The 20,026-nt window shown below is 62.3% G+C and carries 20 protein-coding genes and 3 tRNA genes; 6 read left to right on the top strand and 17 right to left on the bottom strand.

The window, feature by feature from the left end; all coding sequences use genetic code 11:
- Positions 1-10: 10 nt before the first annotated feature.
- The 5 genes from J6497_RS25905 to J6497_RS25885 are packed head-to-tail and all read right to left on the bottom strand — an operon-like array spanning position 11 to position 3,744.
- Entirely contained in the window at positions 11-970 is a 960-nt protein-coding gene (locus J6497_RS25905) for an FkbM family methyltransferase (RefSeq protein ID WP_225707136.1), read from the bottom strand.
- On the bottom strand, positions 970-2,166 hold the full coding sequence (locus tag J6497_RS25900; RefSeq protein ID WP_225707106.1) for an NADH-quinone oxidoreductase subunit D: 1,197 nt from the start codon (positions 2,164-2,166) through the stop codon (positions 970-972). Before J6497_RS25900 ends, J6497_RS25905 begins: the two co-directional genes overlap by 1 nt.
- A 2-nt stretch (positions 2,167-2,168) precedes the next feature.
- Positions 2,169-2,786 carry an NADH-quinone oxidoreductase subunit C gene (locus tag J6497_RS25895; protein WP_225707105.1) on the bottom strand — a complete coding sequence of 206 codons (618 nt, stop codon included), beginning with the start codon at positions 2,784-2,786 and terminating at the stop codon, positions 2,169-2,171.
- A gap of 11 nt (positions 2,787-2,797) precedes the next feature.
- Positions 2,798-3,388 carry a NuoB/complex I 20 kDa subunit family protein gene (locus J6497_RS25890; RefSeq protein WP_225707104.1) on the bottom strand — a complete coding sequence of 197 codons (591 nt, stop codon included), beginning with the start codon at positions 3,386-3,388 and terminating at the stop codon, positions 2,798-2,800.
- Entirely contained in the window at positions 3,379-3,744 is a 366-nt protein-coding gene (locus tag J6497_RS25885) for an NADH-quinone oxidoreductase subunit A (protein WP_225707135.1), read from the bottom strand. Before J6497_RS25885 ends, J6497_RS25890 begins: the two co-directional genes overlap by 10 nt.
- Positions 3,745-4,276: 532 nt before the next feature.
- Here J6497_RS25885 and J6497_RS25880 point away from each other — a divergent pair.
- Complete coding sequence (locus J6497_RS25880; protein WP_225707103.1) at positions 4,277-4,477, top strand: hypothetical protein; 201 nt, start codon at positions 4,277-4,279, stop codon at positions 4,475-4,477.
- Between the two features lie 388 nt (positions 4,478-4,865).
- Positions 4,866-5,066 carry a hypothetical protein gene (locus tag J6497_RS25875; RefSeq protein ID WP_225707102.1) on the top strand — a complete coding sequence of 67 codons (201 nt, stop codon included), beginning with the start codon at positions 4,866-4,868 and terminating at the stop codon, positions 5,064-5,066.
- Positions 5,067-5,073: 7 nt separating this feature from the next.
- Here J6497_RS25875 and J6497_RS25870 read toward each other — a convergent pair whose 3' ends face one another.
- Both J6497_RS25870 and J6497_RS25865 read right to left on the bottom strand, forming a co-directional pair.
- On the bottom strand, positions 5,074-6,357 hold the full coding sequence (locus J6497_RS25870) for an O-antigen ligase family protein (protein ID WP_225707101.1): 1,284 nt from the start codon (positions 6,355-6,357) through the stop codon (positions 5,074-5,076).
- A gap of 351 nt (positions 6,358-6,708) precedes the next feature.
- Positions 6,709-6,785: transfer RNA gene (locus J6497_RS25865), tRNA-Asp, on the bottom strand.
- A gap of 333 nt (positions 6,786-7,118) precedes the next feature.
- On the opposite strand from J6497_RS25865, the gene J6497_RS25860 reads away from it, so the two are divergent.
- Together J6497_RS25860 and pepT are read left to right on the top strand one after the other, a co-directional pair.
- Positions 7,119-7,418: an HU family DNA-binding protein gene (locus J6497_RS25860; RefSeq protein ID WP_225707100.1), complete on the top strand. Its 300-nt coding sequence runs from the start codon at positions 7,119-7,121 to the stop codon at positions 7,416-7,418.
- Between the two features lie 112 nt (positions 7,419-7,530).
- Entirely contained in the window at positions 7,531-8,787 is a 1,257-nt protein-coding gene (pepT, locus tag J6497_RS25855; protein WP_225707099.1) for a peptidase T, read from the top strand.
- 63 nt (positions 8,788-8,850) lie between these two features.
- On the opposite strand, the gene J6497_RS25850 is transcribed toward pepT, so the two are convergent.
- Genes J6497_RS25850 through J6497_RS25840 form a run of 3 tightly spaced genes read right to left on the bottom strand, consistent with a single transcriptional unit; the run spans position 8,851 to position 10,303 of the window.
- Positions 8,851-9,711 (bottom strand): class I SAM-dependent methyltransferase, encoded by an 861-nt coding sequence (locus tag J6497_RS25850; RefSeq protein ID WP_225707098.1) that lies wholly within the window; start codon positions 9,709-9,711, stop codon positions 8,851-8,853.
- Positions 9,711-10,016 carry a YciI family protein gene (locus tag J6497_RS25845; protein WP_225707097.1) on the bottom strand — a complete coding sequence of 102 codons (306 nt, stop codon included), beginning with the start codon at positions 10,014-10,016 and terminating at the stop codon, positions 9,711-9,713. The genes J6497_RS25850 and J6497_RS25845 overlap by 1 nt, the downstream gene beginning before the upstream one ends.
- Before the next feature lie 8 nt (positions 10,017-10,024).
- On the bottom strand, positions 10,025-10,303 hold the full coding sequence (locus tag J6497_RS25840; RefSeq protein WP_225707096.1) for a hypothetical protein: 279 nt from the start codon (positions 10,301-10,303) through the stop codon (positions 10,025-10,027).
- Between the two features lie 177 nt (positions 10,304-10,480).
- Here J6497_RS25840 and J6497_RS25835 point away from each other — a divergent pair, with 177 nt between their 5' ends.
- Entirely contained in the window at positions 10,481-10,852 is a 372-nt protein-coding gene (locus tag J6497_RS25835) for a hypothetical protein (protein ID WP_225707095.1), read from the top strand.
- 147 nt (positions 10,853-10,999) lie between these two features.
- Here J6497_RS25835 and J6497_RS25830 read toward each other — a convergent pair.
- The 7 genes from J6497_RS25830 to J6497_RS25800 all read right to left on the bottom strand — a co-directional run bounded on the left by J6497_RS25830 (position 11,000) and on the right by J6497_RS25800 (position 18,572).
- Positions 11,000-11,076, bottom strand: a tRNA-Val gene (locus J6497_RS25830).
- Positions 11,077-11,126: 50 nt separating this feature from the next.
- Entirely contained in the window at positions 11,127-11,531 is a 405-nt protein-coding gene (locus tag J6497_RS25825) for a GFA family protein (protein ID WP_225707094.1), read from the bottom strand.
- A 115-nt stretch (positions 11,532-11,646) separates the two neighbouring features.
- The gene (gene lon / locus J6497_RS25820; protein ID WP_225707093.1) at positions 11,647-14,073 is read right to left on the bottom strand and encodes an endopeptidase La; all 2,427 of its coding nucleotides are present in this window, start codon (positions 14,071-14,073) and stop codon (positions 11,647-11,649) included.
- Positions 14,074-14,388: 315 nt separating this feature from the next.
- The gene (clpX, locus tag J6497_RS25815; RefSeq protein ID WP_024506813.1) at positions 14,389-15,663 is read right to left on the bottom strand and encodes an ATP-dependent Clp protease ATP-binding subunit ClpX; all 1,275 of its coding nucleotides are present in this window, start codon (positions 15,661-15,663) and stop codon (positions 14,389-14,391) included.
- A gap of 429 nt (positions 15,664-16,092) precedes the next feature.
- On the bottom strand, positions 16,093-16,728 hold the full coding sequence (locus J6497_RS25810; protein ID WP_225707092.1) for an ATP-dependent Clp protease proteolytic subunit: 636 nt from the start codon (positions 16,726-16,728) through the stop codon (positions 16,093-16,095).
- 241 nt (positions 16,729-16,969) lie between these two features.
- Positions 16,970-18,331, bottom strand: coding sequence for a trigger factor (gene tig, locus J6497_RS25805; RefSeq protein WP_225707091.1), 1,362 nt, complete (start codon positions 18,329-18,331; stop codon positions 16,970-16,972).
- A gap of 156 nt (positions 18,332-18,487) precedes the next feature.
- Positions 18,488-18,572: transfer RNA gene (locus J6497_RS25800), tRNA-Leu, on the bottom strand.
- Between the two features lie 149 nt (positions 18,573-18,721).
- Here J6497_RS25800 and J6497_RS25795 point away from each other — a divergent pair.
- Entirely contained in the window at positions 18,722-20,017 is a 1,296-nt protein-coding gene (locus J6497_RS25795) for a multicopper oxidase family protein (RefSeq protein ID WP_225707090.1), read from the top strand.
- Positions 20,018-20,026 lie beyond the last annotated feature (9 nt).

Below are 20,026 nucleotides of genomic sequence, written 5' to 3'. Positions count from 1 at the left end.
TCTCATTCTCTCATTGCACGCGGCGCACGGCCTTCGCATTCAGCGCGTTGATCCGGTCCTGCCAGAAGGCGCTTGCGGTGCCGAACACGTTGTAGCCGACATGGGTCGATACCTTGATGCGATCGAGGATCGAAAGCTCGGTTACGGTTTCAAGGCGGTTGGAGCGGGGATCGTAAACGATCAGCGCGAGTGGGGTCTCTTCGAGGATGTAGCGCGACACGGTATGCTGGCGATCGCTGCCATGCTCCTCGCACAGCAGCACGCTGTCGCCCTGCATCAACCGGACGCCGCCCTTCATCGCTTCGATCTCGACGCCCTCGACGTCGAGCTTGATCAGATATTTTCCATTCAGCGCGATCTTGCCGTCATCGAGCAGGTTGTCGAGCGCGATGACCGGCACTTCCTCGCCGTCGCTCTGGTCGCCGGCGATGCTGAACGCCTCATGCTTTGTGCCGGACAGGCGCGCGGTGCCCCTGCCCGCGCCGATCGCGCATTTCATCGTCTCGAAGCGGTTGCCGTTGATATCTGCGTTGTTCGCAAGCTTTGCGAAATTCTGTCCCGACGGCTCGATCGCGATCGCCTTCTGCGCGCCGAACGGCTTGCTCGAGACCAGCACCGACCAATAGCCGTAGTTCGCGCCGCAATCGATCAGCGTGTAGTCGACGTCGGCGGAATCCTTGAACAGGAGTTCGAGCTCGTCCTCGTAATGGTAGGAGCGATTAAGCAGCTTGCTCCAATAGCCGTCGCCATAGGGAAACTCGAACACCGCGTCCTCGTTGAGCCGGACGGCAATGTTGCGCTCAGGCAGCATCTTGCGCAGCAGGTTGGCGCAGGCGATGTAGCCCATGTGGGAAAAGTGCGAGGAGATCTTCGAGCCCGTCGACAGCGCCAGCGCAGCCGTCCGCTCCCACAGGTTGGCTCCTTCGAGAGCCCCCGAGGTGCGGTCAAACTGGATCGGCGGCTGCACCATCACCGATCGACCTCTCCGAACACGATGTCGAGCGAGCCCAGGATTGCGGAGACGTCGGCGAGCAGATGGCCCCTGCAGATGTGATCCATCGCCTGCAGATGGGCAAAGCCCGGCGCGCGGATCTTGCACTTGTAGGGCTTGTTGGTCCCGTCGGCGACGAGATAGACGCCGAACTCGCCCTTGGGCGCTTCGACAGCGGCATAGATCTCGCCGGCCGGCACATGCACGCCCTCGGTATAGAGCTTGAAGTGATGGATCAGCGCTTCCATCGAACGCTTCATCTCGCCGCGGCGGGGCGGGGCGATCTTGTTGTCCTCGACGACAACCGGTCCCTGCCCGTCCGGCGCTTTGAGCTTCTGAATGCATTGCTTCATGATGCGCACCGACTGGCGCATCTCTTCCATGCGGATCAGGTAGCGGTCGTAGCAATCGCCGTTCTTGCCGATCGGGATGTCGAAATCCATCTCGGCATAGCACTCGTAAGGCTGCGACTTGCGCAGGTCCCACGCCGCGCCCGAGCCGCGCACCATCACGCCGGAAAAGCCCCACTCCCAGGCTTCCTTCAGCGGCACCACGCCGATGTCGACGTTGCGCTGCTTGAAGATGCGGTTGCCGGTGAGCAACGTATCGAGATCGTCGACCACTTTAAGGAACGGATCGCACCACGCTTCGATATCGTCGATCAGCTTCGGCGGCAGGTCCTGGTGCACGCCGCCGATCCGGAAGTAGGCCGCATGCATGCGCGAGCCCGAGGCGCGCTCGTAGAACACCATCAGCTTCTCGCGCTCCTCGAAGCCCCACAGAGGCGGGGTGAGCGCGCCGACGTCCATCGCCTGCGTGGTGACGTTGAGCAGATGCGACAGGATGCGGCCGATTTCGCAATAGAGCACGCGGATCAACTGCCCGCGCCGCGGCACCTCGATCCCCAGCAGCCTCTCCGCCGCGAGACAGAAGGCATGCTCCTGGTTCATCGGCGCGACGTAATCGAGCCGATCGAAATACGGGATCGCCTGCAGATAGGTCTTGTGCTCGATCAGCTTCTCGGTGCCGCGATGAAGCAGCCCGATATGCGGATCGACACGCGCGACCACTTCGCCGTCCAGTTCGAGCACAAGGCGCAACACGCCGTGCGCAGCCGGATGCTGCGGTCCAAAGTTGATGGTGAAGTTGCGCAGGTTCTGCGGTTGTTCATTCATGGTCAGGCCTTCGGCTCCGCCTTCGCCTTCTCGTCTCCGGGCAGCGGATAGTCCGCACCTTCCCAGGGCGAGAGGAAATCGAACTTGCGGAATTCCTGGTTGAGGCGCACCGGCTCGTACACCACCCGCTTCTCCTCGTCGTCGTAGCGGACCTCGACGAAGCCGGTGAGCGGAAAGTCCTTGCGCAGCGGGTGGCCGTCGAAGCCGTAGTCGGTCAGGAGCCGGCGCATGTCGGGATGGCCGGTAAAGATCACGCCATAGAGGTCGTAGGTCTCGCGCTCGAACCAATCGGCGCCGGGAAACACCTCGATGATCGAGGGCACCTGCGTGTTCTCGTCCGCCTCCGCGCGCAGGCGGATGCGTGCGTTCAGCGTCGGTGACAGGAAGTGGTAGACGACGTCGAACCGCTTCTCCCGATCGGGGTAATCGACTGCGGTCACGTCGGTGAAGTTGACGAAGCGCAGCGCCGGATCGTCACGCAGGTGCTTGACGACGTCGACGATCTTCTCCGCCTCCACATCAACCGTGAGCTGGTCGAACGCAACCGAATAGGCCCTCGCCGCGCCGGGAAGCGCGCTAACGATCGTCTGCCCCAAGGCGTCGAGCTTGGCGTCGTCCATGACGTAATACCTTAGCGTTCGATAGTGCCGATGCGCCGGATCTTCTTCTGCAGCAGCAGGATGCCGTACAGCAGCGCTTCCGCCGTCGGCGGGCAGCCCGGCACGTAGATGTCGATCGGCACGATACGGTCGCAGCCGCGCACCACCGAATAGGAATAGTGATAGTAGCCGCCGCCATTGGCGCACGAGCCCATCGAGATCACGTAGCGCGGCTCGGGCATCTGGTCGTAGACCTTGCGCAGCGCCGGCGCCATCTTGTTGGTCAGCGTGCCCGCGACGATCATCACGTCCGACTGCCGGGGCGAGGCACGCGGCGCGAAGCCGAAGCGCTCTACGTCGTAGCGCGGCATCGAGACCTGCATCATCTCGACCGCGCAGCAGGCCAGGCCAAACGTCATCCACATCAGCGAGCCGGTACGGGCCCAGGTGATCAGGTCGTCGGCGGCCGCGACGAAGAAGCCCTTGTCGGAGAGTTCGTGGTTGATCTCGCGGAAATACGGATCGTTGGCGCCAACCGGCTTGCCGGTGGCGGGATCAAGGATGCCCTTCGGTGCCGGCGCGATCGCCGGCTGGAATGTTTCAGCGGTGGGGCTCAATCCCATTCGAGCGCGCCTTTCTTCCATTCATAGGCAAAGCCGACCGTCAGCACGGCCAGGAACACCATCATCGACCAGAACCCGGTCGCACCCAGCTTGCCGAACGCCACCGCCCACGGGAACAGAAACGCCACTTCGAGGTCGAAGATGATGAAGAGGATCGCCACCAGATAGAAGCGGACGTCGAACTTCATGCGGGCGTCGTCAAAAGCGTTGAATCCGCATTCATAGGCGGACAGCTTTTCCGCATCCGGCTGCTGGAATGCGAGCAGGAATGGCGCGATCAGGAGCGCCAGGCCGATCACGCCGGCGACCCCAATAAAGACCACAAGTGGAAGATAATTCTGCAGGATGCCGTTCATCGGCGGTGCCTTCTTGCTGCGGTTTCGGACAGCCGCAGATTCGTTCATTGGAATTATTCTTGAGCCTTAGCGCAGCGCAACAGAGCGCGCAAGACAAGCAATTTTAAAGCCCTGTCCGGGCTCAGCCGCCTCCGATCAACCGCTGTTGGGCGCTCGTTCTCGCCCCGGACCAAGAACGCGTAATCTTGAAGGTTGGTGCCCGGATTTGCAGCTTCAGATCGCGCAAATCCCGCCCTGGACAATAAGGTGCCCAGCCGTCCCTACGCGCCTCTCGTTTAGTTGAAGTCCGGCAGTCCCGTCGATCGAAATGGTATGTCGGTCCGCCCCCGCCCTTAGCGGGCGTTATCCCCAAGGATTGCCCGCCGGTTGTGACTATTTTCCTTTCCCTGGTCTCCGCCGCCGACCGCATGCCGCATGAAACAAATCCAGCCGCGCAACGAAACCATTTTGGGAACCTGCGAAACCATCCTGAAACAGATTAGGCGTACCTCTGTGCCAACAGGCGGCGGCAAAGTCCGCCCGGAGGCTTCAGATGAACCACTCAATCCACTCTGCAGATCGCTCGACGCACCTGAAGATCGTGGTGGTGGCGCTGGTGGCGGGCATTGCGGTCACAGCCTTGGGCATCGCCACGCGCAACAATTCCGAGTTCACCCAGACCGCCCAGATCCAGGTCGTGAAGGCAGGCAAGCCGGTCGCCATCACCAGTTCGGGGACCTCCACGGTCCGCTGACCAACGCATTTCTAGACGGCACAGAAAGCCGCCCCTCGGGGCGGCTTTGTTGTCTGGTGGGCTGGGAAGCTGGCGGCCCGCCCGGTTCGGCCTCGTCGTCGCCGACCAGCTCGGCCGGAGTTTTTGCGCGCCGTCGGATGCGAATGTCTGGCGCGCTCCAGCGTTCGGAGCGCGCGGGCGATGCCGTTAGCCGCAAGCAGCAGGCAGGCCGCGACCACGGAGGTGACGTGGGTGAGATAGACTGGGACGGCCAACGATCGACTTATCCACCCGGCCAGACAGGCTGCGTTAACAAGCCCTAACGCAATCGCTCGATTGCAATCGACGGCGCGATCCCAAGCTTAAATTTCGGCACGTATAGAGAAGGTCGACAGGACCCTCGCCGCCAATGAATCTGCACCAGGAAACATACGCCTCCGGCTTCAAGATCGTCTGCACCGATTGCGGCAGTCTCTCGATCAGGCTGGAGAGACCAGCCGCCGCGTCCGACGACGCGATCATCGAATGCCGCTGCTGCAGCGCGATCCGCGGCACATTGGCCGATCTCAAGGAGATGGCGCGCCGCGGCCGGGACCTCTACGAGTTCTAGTCCGCCGTCAGGCGGCGGCTTTCGTGTTCAAACAGGCGCCGACAGCCCCCGCCGGAATCGCTCTGATCGGACCGTCTCCGAATATCCAGGCTTGCTCCTCAATAGCGAGCGCACTGCTACGCAGCTTGGCCGCGTATCCCAGAAACAGGAACAATGCGATGTCCCTGCTGATCCTGCCATGCGCCATGCCCAGCATGAGCGTGAACACGAGGCTGCACAGCACGAAGCGGGCTTCGCGATTGATCCTCGCCAATGAGAACATCCGCTTTCCCATCGTGTGACAGAGCATCAGGATGAGGAAGACGCCCCCAAGCCAGCCGAATTCGATGATGACTTGCAGGACGGAGTTGTGAACCTGGAAGCCTTTCAGGCACGACCGCTGGGTGAAGCCGTCCAGTCCCAGTCCCGTCAGCCCTACTTCCGGCAGCAATGCGAACGCGTCCTTGTAGAGCTGCTGCCGGATGATGATCGAATTATCCCGGTCGATGGCAGGACAGGAGGCCTGCGGAGCCGGCGGAGCCGGCATCGCCGGTGCCGCCGCCTCATTGTTGGTCAGCGCCACTTCGGCGTGCCTGGCGAATTTGAGCGTTGTTGATGACCTGGCGACCGCGCCAACCGCAATCGAAGCGATCGTGGCGCACATGATCACGGCAATGAACTTGCGTTGCGTGGGCCTGGCAGCCACCATCGCTGCGAGCAGCGCCACGACGATCACGACAAAGGAGTAGCGTACGATTGATGCCGCGAAGATGGCTGTGGGCACGGCCGAAAGGATCGAAATCCATGCCGTCCGCCGCCAATTGAGGTCTGTGCAGGCCAGCGCCAGAACGAGAAAACCGAGCGATATCGTGAATTGCGCCGGCGCAGCGTCATACTCGCCGAAAACGAGCGGCTTGCCATGATTGTCGTTCCATTGGCCCGCGAGCGCGACCACGGTGACAATTGCACCGACAGTGACCACTGCAGCCGTGACGACAACGAAACCGGTGGAGATTGCGCCGTGCCGCGGGCTCAGCCTGGCCGCCGGATAGGCCGCAAGGGATAAGGCGAGAAGAACGGCCTCTTTCTGCGCGATGACGCCGTTGGCGGCAAAGGAAAGCGCGATGCCGCAACAGAAAAGCACGAAGAGCATGTCGCAAAGATCAGGCGTGAATTCGCGCCATCTCGCCAGGACAAGGAGCGCTGCAGTAGGCAGGGCCATCAGCAGACCGGTGATCATCGAGCCGGTCCCGGCCAGACCGTGCGCGAGCACCGCAATCGGCCCCACGGACAGCAGGACGGCGAACAACACTGATTGCAAAGCCCGGCCCCCCGAAAACTGATAGCATAGCGTCGAAGCTCAATCAGAATGGTTTCAGAACATTTCTATATCGGTTTCATGACAAATCTCGCAATCCAAAGCTGACGGCACGCCCCGGTGGCCGATCGAGGCAACTTCGCTGTGTACTTGTGGCAACAAGATCACATCTCGAAGCGCTTCTGATGGGAACATTTTCCGGCTCGCCACCTGGCGGAACCTGGCGCCCTCGCATCGATCTCGGGATGCGGACCGGCCCGTTCGCCACCGCCGGCAAGGTTCGCGAACCAGGGGCGGATTGAAGGGTCGGACGCGGAGCCAACTATCTGAGAAATATCGCCAAAATGGCGCGAGAGACGGGGCTCGAACCCGCGACCTCCGGCGTGACAGGCCGGCGCTCTAACCAACTGAGCTACTCCCGCGTGATGTGCAAATCCGCGAGACGTGGGGGACTTAAAGGGGCGATCTTTTGAAGTCAAGGATGTTGAGATCCTCCTTTGTTCAGCGGCGGCTTTGCGGCTGCGATGCAGATAGGTGGCCGATTCTTGGGCGAAACGGCGTAGTCAGTCAGGGCCCGAATCGACTAAGGCCTGAAATGTCACGGTTTCCTGGACCCTCGCCGTCGAGACCCCCAAGGGCTCCAGATCTCCCGTCGACGCGTTTTCGCCAACGAACCGGTATCCGCTTCCCTCGAAAACGCTTCTCTTTAAGCCATTCACCACGAGTTAAGCCATTCACCACGAGGAGGGCCACGTATGGCGAAGAAAGCAGCCACCCCGGCGACCATCACTCTGAAGCACTTGGCGGCGGCGATCGCCGAGGAACAGGAACTTTCCAAAAAGCAGGCCGAAAGCATCCTGACCGATGTTGTGACGCGAATCACCAAGCACCTGAAGAAGGGCGAGCGCATCCGCATTGTCGGCCTCGGTATCCTGCAGGTGCGTAAGCGCGCCGCCCGGATGGGCCGCAACCCCGCCACCGGCGAGCAGATCCACATCAAGGCCAGCAAGAAGGTCGCCTTCCGCCCCGCAAAGGAACTCAAGGAAGCGATTTGATCGCCACGCCTTTCGTTCAAATCAGCGCCATTTCGCCTCTTCGACGCGGCACCTGGAATGGCGCTTTTCTGTTATAGAGCCAGCCCAATCCACCTTCTGGACTTGCGGTCACATGCTGGCTCCTACGCTTGATTTCAAACACACCGTCACCGAGCGCTTCCTGCGCTATGTCGTGATCGATACCCAGTCCGATCCGGAATCGCCGACCTGCCCCTCCACCGAGAAGCAGAAGGATCTCGGCCGCCTCCTCGTTTCGGAATTGCAGGCGATGGGGATCAAAGACGCGCATCTAGACCAGCACGGCTATGTCTACGCGACCATCCCGGCCACGTCGGACAAGAAGGTGCCGGTGATCTGCTTCTGCTCGCACATGGACACCTCGCCCGACTGCAGCGGCAAGAATGTGCGGCCGCAGATCGTGAAGAACTATCGCGGCGGCGACATCGTGCTGCCCGCTGACCCCGCCCAGGTGATCCGCGCCGCCGAGCATCCGGCGCTTTCCGACCAGATCGGCAACGACATCATCACGACCGACGGCACCACGCTGCTGGGGGCCGACAACAAGGCCGGCGTCGCCGAGATCATGGATGCCGCGCATTTCCTGGTCCACAATCCCCAAGTGAAGCACGGCATCATCAAGATCCTGTTCACGCCCGATGAGGAGATCGGCCGCGGCGTCGACAAGGTCGACCTGAAGAAGCTCGGCGCCGATTTCGCCTATACGATCGACGGTGAAACCGCCGGCCATATCGAGGACGAGACCTTCTCCGCCGACGGCGCCAGCATCACGATCGAAGGCGTCGCCACGCACCCCGGCTTTGCCAAGGGCAAGATGGAGCACGCGATCAAGATCGCGGCCGCGATCGTCGAGCGGTTGCCAAAGAGCACCTGCTCGCCGGAGACCACCGAAGGCAAGGAAGGCTTTCTGCATCCGATCGCGATCTCGGGCGCGCTGGAGCAGGCCAGGCTCGACTTCATCGTCCGCGATTTCACGGAAGGAGGATTGAAGGAGAAGGAGGCGCTGCTGGAGGCGATCGTCAAGGACGTGATGAAAGCCTATCCGCGCTCGACCTACCGCATGGAGGTCAAGCAGCAGTACCGCAACATGAAGCAAGTCATCGACCGTCATCCGGAGATCATAGGCTACGCCGTTGAGGCGATTCGCCGCGCCGGCCTGACGCCGCTGAAGACCTCGATCCGCGGCGGCACGGATGGCTCGCGCCTCTCGTTCATGGGCCTGCCCTGCCCCAACATCTTCGCCGGCGAGCACGCCTTCCACTCGCGCCTGGAATGGGTAAGCCGGCAGGATATGGAAAAGGCGGTGCAGACCATCGTGCATCTCGCGATGATCTGGGAAGAGCGGGCGTAGCCGCCACGTACGCTAGCTCTCCCCCCCGTCATTGCGAGCGAAGCGAAGCAATGACGAGAAGAGCTACGATGCCTTCGCCGTCACGATCCAGATCGAGGCGGGCAGCAGCACTGAATCGCCTTTGACGAATGGCGCGAGCGCCTCGCGGATCGCACCTGCGGCAGCGGCGCGGAGTTCGGGCGGCTGATCCTGCAGCGCCCGGCTGGCCGGCCCAATCTCGAGCGCGCCTTGCACCGCGCCATCGAGGCCGCGGCCGATCGCGGCATCGAGCGAGAGCGGGCATGGCTCCATCTCCACATTCTTGAAGCCGGCCGCGCCTAAGATGCGTCGCACGCGCTCCTCCGAGGCGAACGCGAACGGCCCCGGATCCTCGGGCCCCTGCTGCGGCAATTTCGGCACGTGCTTGTAAGCGGCCTGCAACGACGTCATGAAGAATGGATTCTCGCGCGGCTCGCGCCAGCAGATGAACGCAAGCCGCCCTGACGATCGCAGCGCCTTCCTCATATTCGCAAACGACACCGCGGGATCGGCGAAGAACATCACGCCAAACCGCGACGCCAACAGATCGAAGCTTGCGGGAGCGAACGGGTACACGGTTGCGTCCGCGAGCGCGTACTCCAGCGACAATCCGGGCGTCACCCGTTGCCGCGCCCGTTCAAGCATTGGGCCGGAGACGTCGATACCGAGCACGTGGCCGGATGGTCCGACCTGCTCAGCAAATGCGACCGTGGTCGCGCCGCTGCCGCAACCGATGTCGATCACGCGCTCGCCTGTCTTCGGCTTGGCGCGATCGATCAGGATGTCGAGGATCGGAGTGAGGAGGATGTCCTGCGCCGCCTGCCGGTCGGCCCAGCGCTGGCCGCCCGGTCCGTTCCAGTAAGCGATCTGGTCGGCGTTTTGTTCGTGACCAAGGGCGGCGTCCATCAGCAGGTCTCTTTCGTTGCAGCCCGCGGCATCGGCACCACCTGATAGGTGAAGCCGGCATCGGCCTTCATGACGGGATCGTTGGCGATGATGGTCTGCGGATCGGCATCGTCAGGCAATTGCAGCACGCCTAACCCCCAGACACCGGCCGGATCGGCCACGGGGCCGAACACGATCGCCTTGCCGGTCCGTAGCAGTTCCCCGCAATAGGCCGTGTGGGCCTGCATGATCTCGGCCTCGCGCGGCGTCATATCCTGAGGGAAGGTCGGACGTGGCGGAACAAGCTTGCAGAGGAAGTATTTCATTGCAGCGCCTATTTCGCAGCACTGCCGGTTTTGGATTTCCTCTGCGTTGCATTGGCGGCCGATGGGGGCGCGTTGTCGCTGCGTACGGCGCCCCAGGGATCGCTGGGCCCCGCCTTGTCGGGAATGTTACGCAGCGATCTCTGGTAGGCGCGCTCGGCCTTGCGCTCCTCCTCCTTCTGCGACGGACTCTTGTCCTTGTCGACGTCGCCGTATCGCGGCACGGCGTTCTGCGCCAACGCCGATCCGGCCATCAACGCGATCATCAGGGCGGCAACAAGGGCTCTCATGGGCTGCTCCCGGGTTTTCACGCAATGATATCACCCAGTTGCGCGCATCGCCAATCCGTCAGTGAGCGTCAGCCGTGCGCATTGAAGCCGCATTGCTTTCACCGAATGGCCACATGAGAAGCAGATACCAACCAGATTTCACGGTTAGGACTTGTTTATTCCTCAACCTGGAAAGGCATGACCATGCGCATCTTTACGGCGTCCGCCATCATTGCAGCTCTCTGCCTGGGAACTCCGGCTTTGGTGCTGGCACAGGGAGCCCCCTCGCAACAACGCGGAGCGGAGTCACCGCCTGCTCAGTCTCAGCCCGGCACCGTGATACGGAGCATACAGGTTGTCGACGTCAAGGAACTGCAGCCGGCCGTGCGGTCGAAAGTGGATGAAATCATCTCGCAGACCAGCGATGAGGACATGCAGTCACTTCGGAAGTCCATTGACGCGACCCCGCAGGCAGTATCCGCGCTCAAGTCGAAGGGCGTGACTTCCTCGCAAGTCGTTGCCATCAACATCGCTGATGGCGTCCTGACGATGTTCACCAAGACGGCATGAGATCGGGATATTCATCGACAGGCATTTGCATCGGTGCGGCACGAACCTGCCGCACCAGTCCGCCTTCGCTCTTCGAGCTTCGGCGCGACAGCCTTCGCCCTGTGCGCATCGCCTGGCTTGCCCAGCCGAAGCCCGCAGGGCGAAGGCTGGTAGGCGGTGAGAGATTCGAACTCCCGACCCTCTCGGTGTAAACGAGATGCTCTAACCAGCTGAGCTAACCGCCCTCGGCCGCCTCTTTACCCTTGCCCTGGCCCGAGACGCAAGATGGGGTCCATCATTCAGTCGGAAGCCCCGGCAATGCATTGAGATCGTTGATCCAGGGCGCGGCTGAGCGGCGCCAGAGTTGCCGTCGCGGCTGCAATTGGTCGCGCTGGCGGATGCTGCCCCAGCGAATGCCCCAATCCTCGGGACTGCCATCTTCCCCGCTCGTAAACAGTGGGGAACCGCATTCGGGGCAGAAATGCTGGAAGCGGATACGTCCGTTGTCGCCGGGCTTGCCATAGATTTTCGGCGACTTGCCCGTGAGGCGTATTGCTTCGCCGGCGCAGATCACGGTGACGCGGTAAGGCGAGCCGCTCAGCATCTGGCAATCCGTACAGTGGCAGATCGACACCCGCTCCGGATCGATATCGGCCTCATAGGTCACGAGGCCGCAGTGGCATTGCCCGTCGATCTTCATGGCACCCTCGTCTCCGCCTGCTCCTTATTTCTGTCGCGCTTTCTGCGATCGAACCTCCCATAAACAAAAACGGCGCCCGAAGGCGCCGTTCGTTGTTCAAGCGATCCGGTCCTGGTCAGTGCGCCGTCAGGCCGCCCGCCGCTTCTTCGGCAGTGTCGGGCTTGACGTCGACCTTGGTCTCCTCATCCCAGACGATCGGTGTGGGCACCCGCACCAACGCCTTGGCGACGACCTCGTCGAGACGGGAGACCGGGATGATATCCATGCCACCCTTGATCGCATCGGAAATCTCCGTGAGATCCTTGGCATTGTCCTCGGGGATCAGCACCGTCTTGATGCCGCCGCGGGCAGCAGCCAGGAGCTTCTCCTTCAGACCGCCGATCGGCAACACACGGCCGCGCAGCGTGATCTCCCCGGTCATTGCGACCTCATGGCGAACCGGGATACCGGTCATGACCGAGATGATCGCGGTGGCCATCGCGACACCGGCGGACGGACCATCCTTCGGGGTTGCGCCCTCCGGCACGTGCACGTGGATGTCGCGTCGGTCGAACATCGGCGGCTCGATGCCGTAGTTGATCGCCCGCGAGCGAACGTAGGACGCCGCCGCCGAAATCGACTCCTTCATCACGTCGCGCAGGTTGCCCGTGACCGTCATCTTGCCCTTGCCAGGCATCATGACGCCCTCGATGGTGAGCAGCTCGCCGCCGACATCGGTCCAGGCCAGACCCGTGACGATGCCGACCTGGTCCTCGCTCTCGATCTCGCCGAAGCGGTACTTGGGCACGCCGAGGAACTCTTCAATGTTCTTCTCGGTGACCTTTACCGACTTCTTCTTGGAGATCATCAGCTCCTTCACCGCCTTGCGGGCCAGTGTCGACAGCTCACGTTCCAGGTTGCGCACGCCCGCTTCGCGGGTGTAGCGGCGGATCATCAGCAGCAAGGCATCGTCGTCGATCGACCATTCCTTTGAGTCCAGGCCGTGCTTGGAGATCGCGTTCGGGATCAGGTGCTTGCGCGCGATCTCGACTTTCTCGTTCTCCGTGTAGCCTGCGATCCGGATGATCTCCATGCGGTCCATCAGCGGGCCCGGAATATTGAGCGTATTCGCGGTCGTGATGAACATCACGTTCGACAGGTCGTAGTCGACCTCCAGATAGTGGTCGTTGAAGGTCGAGTTCTGCTCGGGGTCCAGGACCTCGAGCAATGCCGAGGACGGATCGCCGCGGAAGTCGGCGCCCATCTTGTCGATCTCGTCCAACAGGAACAGCGGATTCGAGGTCTTCGCCTTCCGCATCGACTGGATGATCTTGCCGGGCATCGAGCCGATATAGGTGCGGCGGTGACCGCGGATCTCGGCCTCGTCGCGCACGCCACCAAGCGAGACGCGCACGAATTCACGCCCCGTCGCCCTCGCGATCGACTTGCCGAGCGAGGTCTTGCCGACGCCGGGAGGCCCGACCAGGCACAGGATCGGTCCGGTCAGCTTGTTGGCGCGCGACTGCACCGCGAGATACTCGACGATGCGGTCCTTGACCTTCTCGAGCCCGTAGTGGTCGGAGTCCAGCACCGCCTGCGCGGCTTCCAGGTCCTTCTTGACCTTGGACTTCTTGTTCCACGGGATCGACAGCAGCCAGTCCAGATAGTTGCGCACCACGGTCGCTTCCGCAGACATCGGCGACATCTGACGCAGCTTCTTCAACTCATGCTGCGCCTTCTCTCGCGCTTCCTTGGACAGCTTGGTCTTGTTGATGCGCTCTTCCAGATCGGCCAGCTCATCGCGACCTTCATCGTCGCCGAGCTCCTTCTGGATCGCCTTCATCTGCTCGTTCAGATAATATTCGCGCTGGGTCTTCTCCATCTGACGCTTGACGCGCGAGCGGATGCGCTTCTCCACCTGCAAGACCGAGATCTCGCTCTCCATCAGGCCAAGCACCTTCTCCAGGCGCTGGGTGACCGACAGCGTCTCCAGGATGGACTGGCGATCGGCGATCTTGACCGCCAGATGCGAAGCGACGTTGTCGCTGAGCTTGGCGAAATCAGTGATCCCCTGAACAACGCCGACGACTTCGGCGGAGATCTTCTTGTTCAGCTTCACGTAGCTCTCGAAATCGGACACGACCGAGCGCGATAAGGCTTCGGCTTCGACCGAATTGGCGTCGGTGTCGGCGAGCGCGACCGCGGTCGCCTCGTAGAACTCGCTGCGGTCGGAGTATTTCTCGACACGCGCACGCTCGAGCCCTTCGACCAGCACCTTCACGGTGCCGTCGGGCAGCTTCAGGAGCTGCAGCACGCTCGCGAGCGTCCCCGTCTCATAGATCGACTCGGGCGCCGGATCGTCGTCGGACGCATTCTTCTGCGTCGCGAGCAGGATCAGTGCGTCGTTCTTCATCACTTCTTCAAGAGCGCGGATCGACTTCTCGCGGCCGACGAAGAGCGGCACGATCATGTGCGGGAAGACGACAATGTCGCGGAGCGGCAGCACCGGATAAGAATGGCTTTCGCCGTAGACGATCGATGGCCGGGGTTTTGTGGTTGTCATGGCCTATTCCTTTCGTTGTGCCCCCTTGCACGCGGCCCGCTCGCTTGCGCGGCCACCACAAGGTGCCGGTATGATCCGGACGTCTCCCGGCCGTCGGCCGCTTCTCGTTTCGGATCTTCTGACGACGAATCTAAAGATATGAATTTTCGTCACCGATAGCATTAGGTGGCTATCGGCAATGGGGGTGTCAAGTAACTTAGAAATACCGGAAAATCCGGGATAAAACGCGCGTCATTAACTACGCCAAAATGGCCGCCGGAAATCCCGGCAGCCATCGCATCTTCGCTCATCCGGCCGCGACGGCCGGCGGGCGCATCACGCGCTCGCGCTGCTCTCGACGGCGCGGTCGGAACGATCCGCGTAGATGTAAAGTGGACGGGCCGTTCCCTCGACCACTTCGCGCGAAATCACGACCTCTTCCACGCCTTCCAGGCCCGGAAGATCGAACATGGTCTCGAGCAGGATACTCTCCAGGATCGAGCGCAACCCACGGGCGCCGGTCTTGCGCTCGATCGCCTTGCGGGCGACCGCACCAAGCGCCTCGTCGGCGAAGGTCAGCTCGATATTCTCCATCTCGAACAACCGCTGATACTGCTTGACCAGCGCGTTCTTCGGATCGGTCAGGATCTTCTTCAGCGAGGTCTCGTCGAGATCCTCCAGCGTCGCGACCACCGGCAGGCGGCCGACGAACTCCGGGATCAGGCCGTACTTCAAGAGATCCTCCGGTTCGACGTGGCGGAAAATCTCGCCGGTGCGGCGATCTTCCGGCGCGAGCACCTGCGCCGCAAAGCCGATCGAGGTCGAACGGCCACGTGCAGAGATGATCTTCTCCAAGCCTGAGAAGGCGCCGCCGCAGATGAAGAGGATGTTGGTGGTGTCGACCTGGAGGAACTCCTGCTGCGGGTGCTTGCGGCCGCCCTGCGGCGGAACCGAAGCCACCGTGCCTTCCATGATCTTCAGCAGTGCCTGCTGGACGCCCTCGCCCGACACGTCGCGCGTGATCGAGGGATTGTCCGACTTGCGGCTGATCTTGTCGATCTCGTCGATATAGACGATGCCGCGCTGCGCGCGCTCGACGTTGTAGTCGGCGGCCTGCAGCAGCTTCAGGATGATGTTCTCGACGTCCTCACCGACATAGCCGGCTTCGGTCAGCGTCGTCGCGTCCGCCATCGTGAAGGGCACATCGAGAATGCGCGCCAGCGTCTGCGCCAGCAGCGTCTTGCCCGAGCCGGTCGGACCGATCAGCAGGATGTTCGACTTCGCGAGCTCGACGTCGTTGTGCTTGGTCTGATGATTGAGCCGCTTGTAGTGATTGTGCACGGCAACCGACAGCACCTTCTTGGCATGGCTCTGGCCGATCACGTAATCGTCCAGCACCTTGCAGATTTCCTTCGGAGTCGGGATGCCGTCGCGCGACTTCACCAGCGAGGACTTGTTCTCCTCACGGATGATGTCCATGCAGAGCTCGACGCATTCGTCGCAGATGAAAACGGTGGGACCCGCGATCAGCTTGCGGACTTCGTGCTGGCTCTTGCCGCAGAACGAGCAATATAGCGTGTTCTTGGAATCGCTCGTGCCGACCTTACTCATTCTTATCTCCGTCCGCCGTTCGAACCCATCGCTCGATCGACCCATTCCGGTACCGCCCGGACTTTAGGTGTAGATAGAGCAAAAACCGTACCAAAAAAGACCCTACTTAATACTGATCTGGCGAATCGCGGTTCAGTCGAATCTTCCCCGCAACTACATCCGATACGCCAGAGCCAATCATGCTGTCACCCGACTATCAAGAATTCGCTAACCGGGGGCCTACCTGGCACCGTGACAATACCGTGATTTATAAACTCCGCACGTGGATACCTGTCGAAAACGCACGGCCGTTGCGACATTGCCACGCGACAGCGCTATGCGAAAGCGGAACTTTCTGCCCAAGTCGGGGCATACTGCACCGCAGTCGCCTGAGTGTGCCGACAGGGAGTTCGTCGTCAACGTTAAAATCGCGCAAGCGATCCCGTAACACTACGCAGCTTTTGCCGTAGCCGGATCGTCAGGGCGCTTGTCGATCACCTTGTCGACAAGACCAAACGCTTTCGCGTCGTCCGCCGTGAGGAACTTGTCGCGCTCGAGCGCTTCCTCGATGGCCTTGTAGGTCTGGCCGGTGTGCTTGACGTAGATTTCGTTCAGCCGCTTCTTGAGATTCAGGATCTCCTGCGCGTGCAGCATGATGTCGGTGGCCTGGCCCTGGAAGCCGCCGGAGGGCTGATGCACCATGATGCGTGAATTCGGCAGCGTGAAGCGCATGTCCTTCTCGCCGGCAGCGAGCAATAGCGATCCCATCGAGGCCGCTTGCCCGGTGCACAGCGTCGACACCGGCGGGCGGATGAACTGCATGGTGTCGTAGATCGCAAGGCCCGATGTCACCACGCCGCCAGGCGAGTTGATGTACATCGAGATTTCCTTCTTCGGATTCTCGGCCTCGAGGAACAGGAGCTGCGCGACGGTCAGCGTCGACATGCCATCCTCGACCGGGCCAGTCACGAAGATGATGCGCTCCTTCAACAGGCGCGAGAAGATGTCGTAGGCGCGCTCACCGCGGTTGGTCTGTTCGACGACCATCGGCACGAGGTTCATGTAGGTTTCGACGGGATCGCGCATGGGATTACCCCTGGAGTTGGCGGGGCCGAACGCCCGTCGGCTGGCCCGTACGGACAATCGTCCCGTGATGCAGGACTGCGTTAAGTTGCGCTCAGATATGCGCCATTTTCGCGGCGGCAAGACCGCACAGATGGCTAGGTCCGAACGCGGCAAGTCAAACCGATTCGGCAGGTCCCGCCTAGCGACGGAATGCCGTCGCCAGGCCGGTTTCGCCGTTCATCATTAACACGAAGTGCCGGGACTACGCCGCAGTTTTCTCGGCGTCTTCATCCTTGAACAGGTCTTCCTTCGAGACCTTTTTCTCGGTCACGTTGGCGAGTTCGAGAATGAAGTCGACGACCTTGTCCTCGTAGATCGGGGCACGCAGCTGGGCGAGCGCCTGGGCGTTGTTGCGGTAGAAGTCCCAGACCTCCTTCTCGCGGCCCGGCAACTGGCGGGCGCGCTCGATCACGGCGCGGCCGACCTCATCGTCGGACACCGTGATTTTGTTCTTCTCGCCGATCTCCGACAGCACAAGGCCGAGCCGCACGCGGCGGTCAGCAATCTTGCGGTACTCTTCCTTGGCGGCATCCTCGGTGGTGTTCTCGTCGGCAAACGTCTTGCCGGCGGAATCCATCTCCGCCTTGATCGAGTTCCACATCAGGTTGAACTCCTCGTCGATCAGCGACGGCGGCGCCTCGAACTTGTGGTTCTCGTCGAGCCGGTCGAGCAGCGCACGCTTGATGCGCTGACGCGTCGCGCCGGCGAATTCCGCCGTCAGCCGCGCCCGCGCAGCTTCCTTCAACTTGTCGAGCGATTCCAGCCCGAGCGCCTTGGCGAACTCGTCGTCGATCACAGTCTCGCCAGGCGCTTCCACGGCGGTCGCCGTGGTCTCGAATTCGGCCGGCTGGCCGGCGAGCTTTTCGCTGGCATAGTTCTTCGGGAAAGTGACCTTCAGCGTGCGGGTCTCGCCTGCGCCGATGCCAATCAACTGCTCCTCGAAGCCGGGGATGAACTGGCCGGCGCCGAGCATGACCTGGATGCCCTCGCCGGTCCCGCCCTCGAAGGCTTCGCCGTTGATGGTGCCCTTGAAGTTGATGGTGACGCGGTCGCCGTTCTCCGCCTTCGCCCCCTCGCTCTTGGCCGAATAGGGACGGCCCTGATCGGCGATGCGCTTGATCGCTTCATCGACGTCGGTGTCAGTCACATCGGCGACCGGCTTCTCGACCGAGAAAGTCTTGAAATCGGCGAGCGTGATCGGCGGCACGACCTCGATCGACACCGTGTAGGTCAGGTCGCTCTTGCCGGCGAGCAGCTCCTCGACCTCCTTCTGCTCCGTCGGCATCGTGATCTTCGGCTCGGTCGCAAGGCGGAAGCCGCGGTCGGTGAAGATCTGTGTGTTGGTGTCGCGGATGGTCTGGTCGATGGTCTCCGCCATCACCGAACGGCCGTAGATCTTCTTGAGATGGCTGACGGGCACTTTGCCGGGACGGAAACCGTTGAGGCGCACCTTGTCCTTCAGGTCGACAAGTTTCGCGTCCGCCTTGGCGTCGAGGTCGGTGGCGGGAACGCTGATCTTGAACTCGTGCTTCAGTCCCTCATTCAGGGTCTCGGTGACCTGCATCTTCTTCTTCCGCTCCTGTCGCGCCTCTTGCGGGCGCGACTGTGTCAATGGTTCGACGCGTGGCTCGACGCCTGCGCCGGTGGTTCGGCTGACCCGCCTCCCGAAAAAAGAGACGAGCCCTCCAGAAAGGGATCATGCAAACGCTGGATGAGCGCTTGGTGCGGGTGGAGGGACTCGAACCCCCACAACTTTCGTCACTGGAACCTAAATCCAGCGCGTCTACCAGTTCCGCCACACCCGCTTGGCGCATCATGTCCGGCCGCGATGCCGCGGGCGGCGGCTTATAGCATGAGCCCGCCCCCGCGCAGCAAAAAAATGGCCTTTTTTGCATGTCCCCTCGGCCGAATGGCCGCTGGACTCACAGGTGCAAAAATGGTCCGGATCGGGACGATGGCAAGCCTTTTTGCGATGCTCGATCGACGCACCCTGCTGGCCGGACTGGGCGCCGCCGCATTGGAGGTGGGTCTTCCCTCCGTGTCCCCGGCGCACGGCCGCCGTTCGCTCGCCATCTCCGTCAAGCCCGACAGCCTGGCGCTGCGCCCGGACGGTGCGGGCACACCGATCTGGTCGGTCGGGAGCGACGACATCAGGACGAGCCGCGGCGAGATGCTCGACGTGACGCTCAGCAGCGATCTTCCTGCGCCGCTTGCCCTGCACTGCCGGGGCATCGACGGTGCTGCCGCCGCAGAGCCCCTGCTCGCCCGGGCCCCGCTTGCCGCCGGGGCAAAGGAGAGCTTCCAGCTTCCGCTGCGCCACGCCGGCACATTCCTGTTTGATCCTGGCCTTCTGAACGACAGCCAGGCGCGGCCATTGCGCGCAAAACCACTGGTCATCCTGGAAAGCGAGCGGGTCGCGGTCGATCGCGACGAGGTGCTCCTGATCGAGGAATGGCGGCTGCGACCGGATGGCACGGCGGCAGCGCCTGGCGCGGACGCCAAGGATACGACGCCGGTCTATACTCTTAACGGCCGGACCTCATTTGAACTCTCAGCACGCGCCAATGAACGCTTGCGGCTCCGCTTCATCAATGCCTCCCAACGCACTGTGCTCGCGGTGAAATTGGAGAGCCACGAAGTCCGCGTCATGGCCATCGACGGCCAGCCGGCCGAGCCGTTCCCCGCACGCAACGGCGCGCTCGTGTTACCGCCTGGCGGACGCGCCGATGCTTTTGTCGATGCCGCCTCGACCGCATCGATCCTGCTCCACGACGGCAAGGAGGCGCGCCCGATCGGGCGGCTCATGCTTTCCAGCGGGCCCCCACTGCGCCCCACCCCGCTGTCACCGGAACCGCCGCTTCTCTCCAATGGCCTGCCAGCGCAGCTCGACCTCAAGAATGCCCAGCGGTTTGAACTGGTCCTCGGCACGCCGGCCGGCTGGACAAGCCCGGCCAGCTTCACCTCCTCCACGCCGCCCGCTTTCCGCGCCAAGACCCGCCGCGCGGTCGTGCTGGCGCTAACCAACCGCGCGCCGATCGCGACCGTCTTCCACCTTCACGGCCATCACTTCCGCCTGCTCGACCGGCTCGACGACGGCTGGAAGCCGTTCTGGCTGGACACGCTCGCGATCGAACCCGGACAAACCCAGCGGATCGCGTTCCTGGCCGAGCATGCCGGCCGCTTCCTGGTCGAACAGGTCGCGACCGACTGGGCGGCGCCAAGACTGATCCGATGGTACAGTGTCGAATAAGAACAAGGG

Origin of the sequence: Bradyrhizobium cenepequi (genome assembly GCF_020329485.1) — a bacterium.
Taxonomy (GTDB): Bacteria; Pseudomonadota; Alphaproteobacteria; order Rhizobiales; family Xanthobacteraceae; genus Bradyrhizobium; species Bradyrhizobium cenepequi.
Note: the sequence above shows the minus strand (reverse complement) of the source record. Positions and strands in the feature narration are given on the sequence as shown.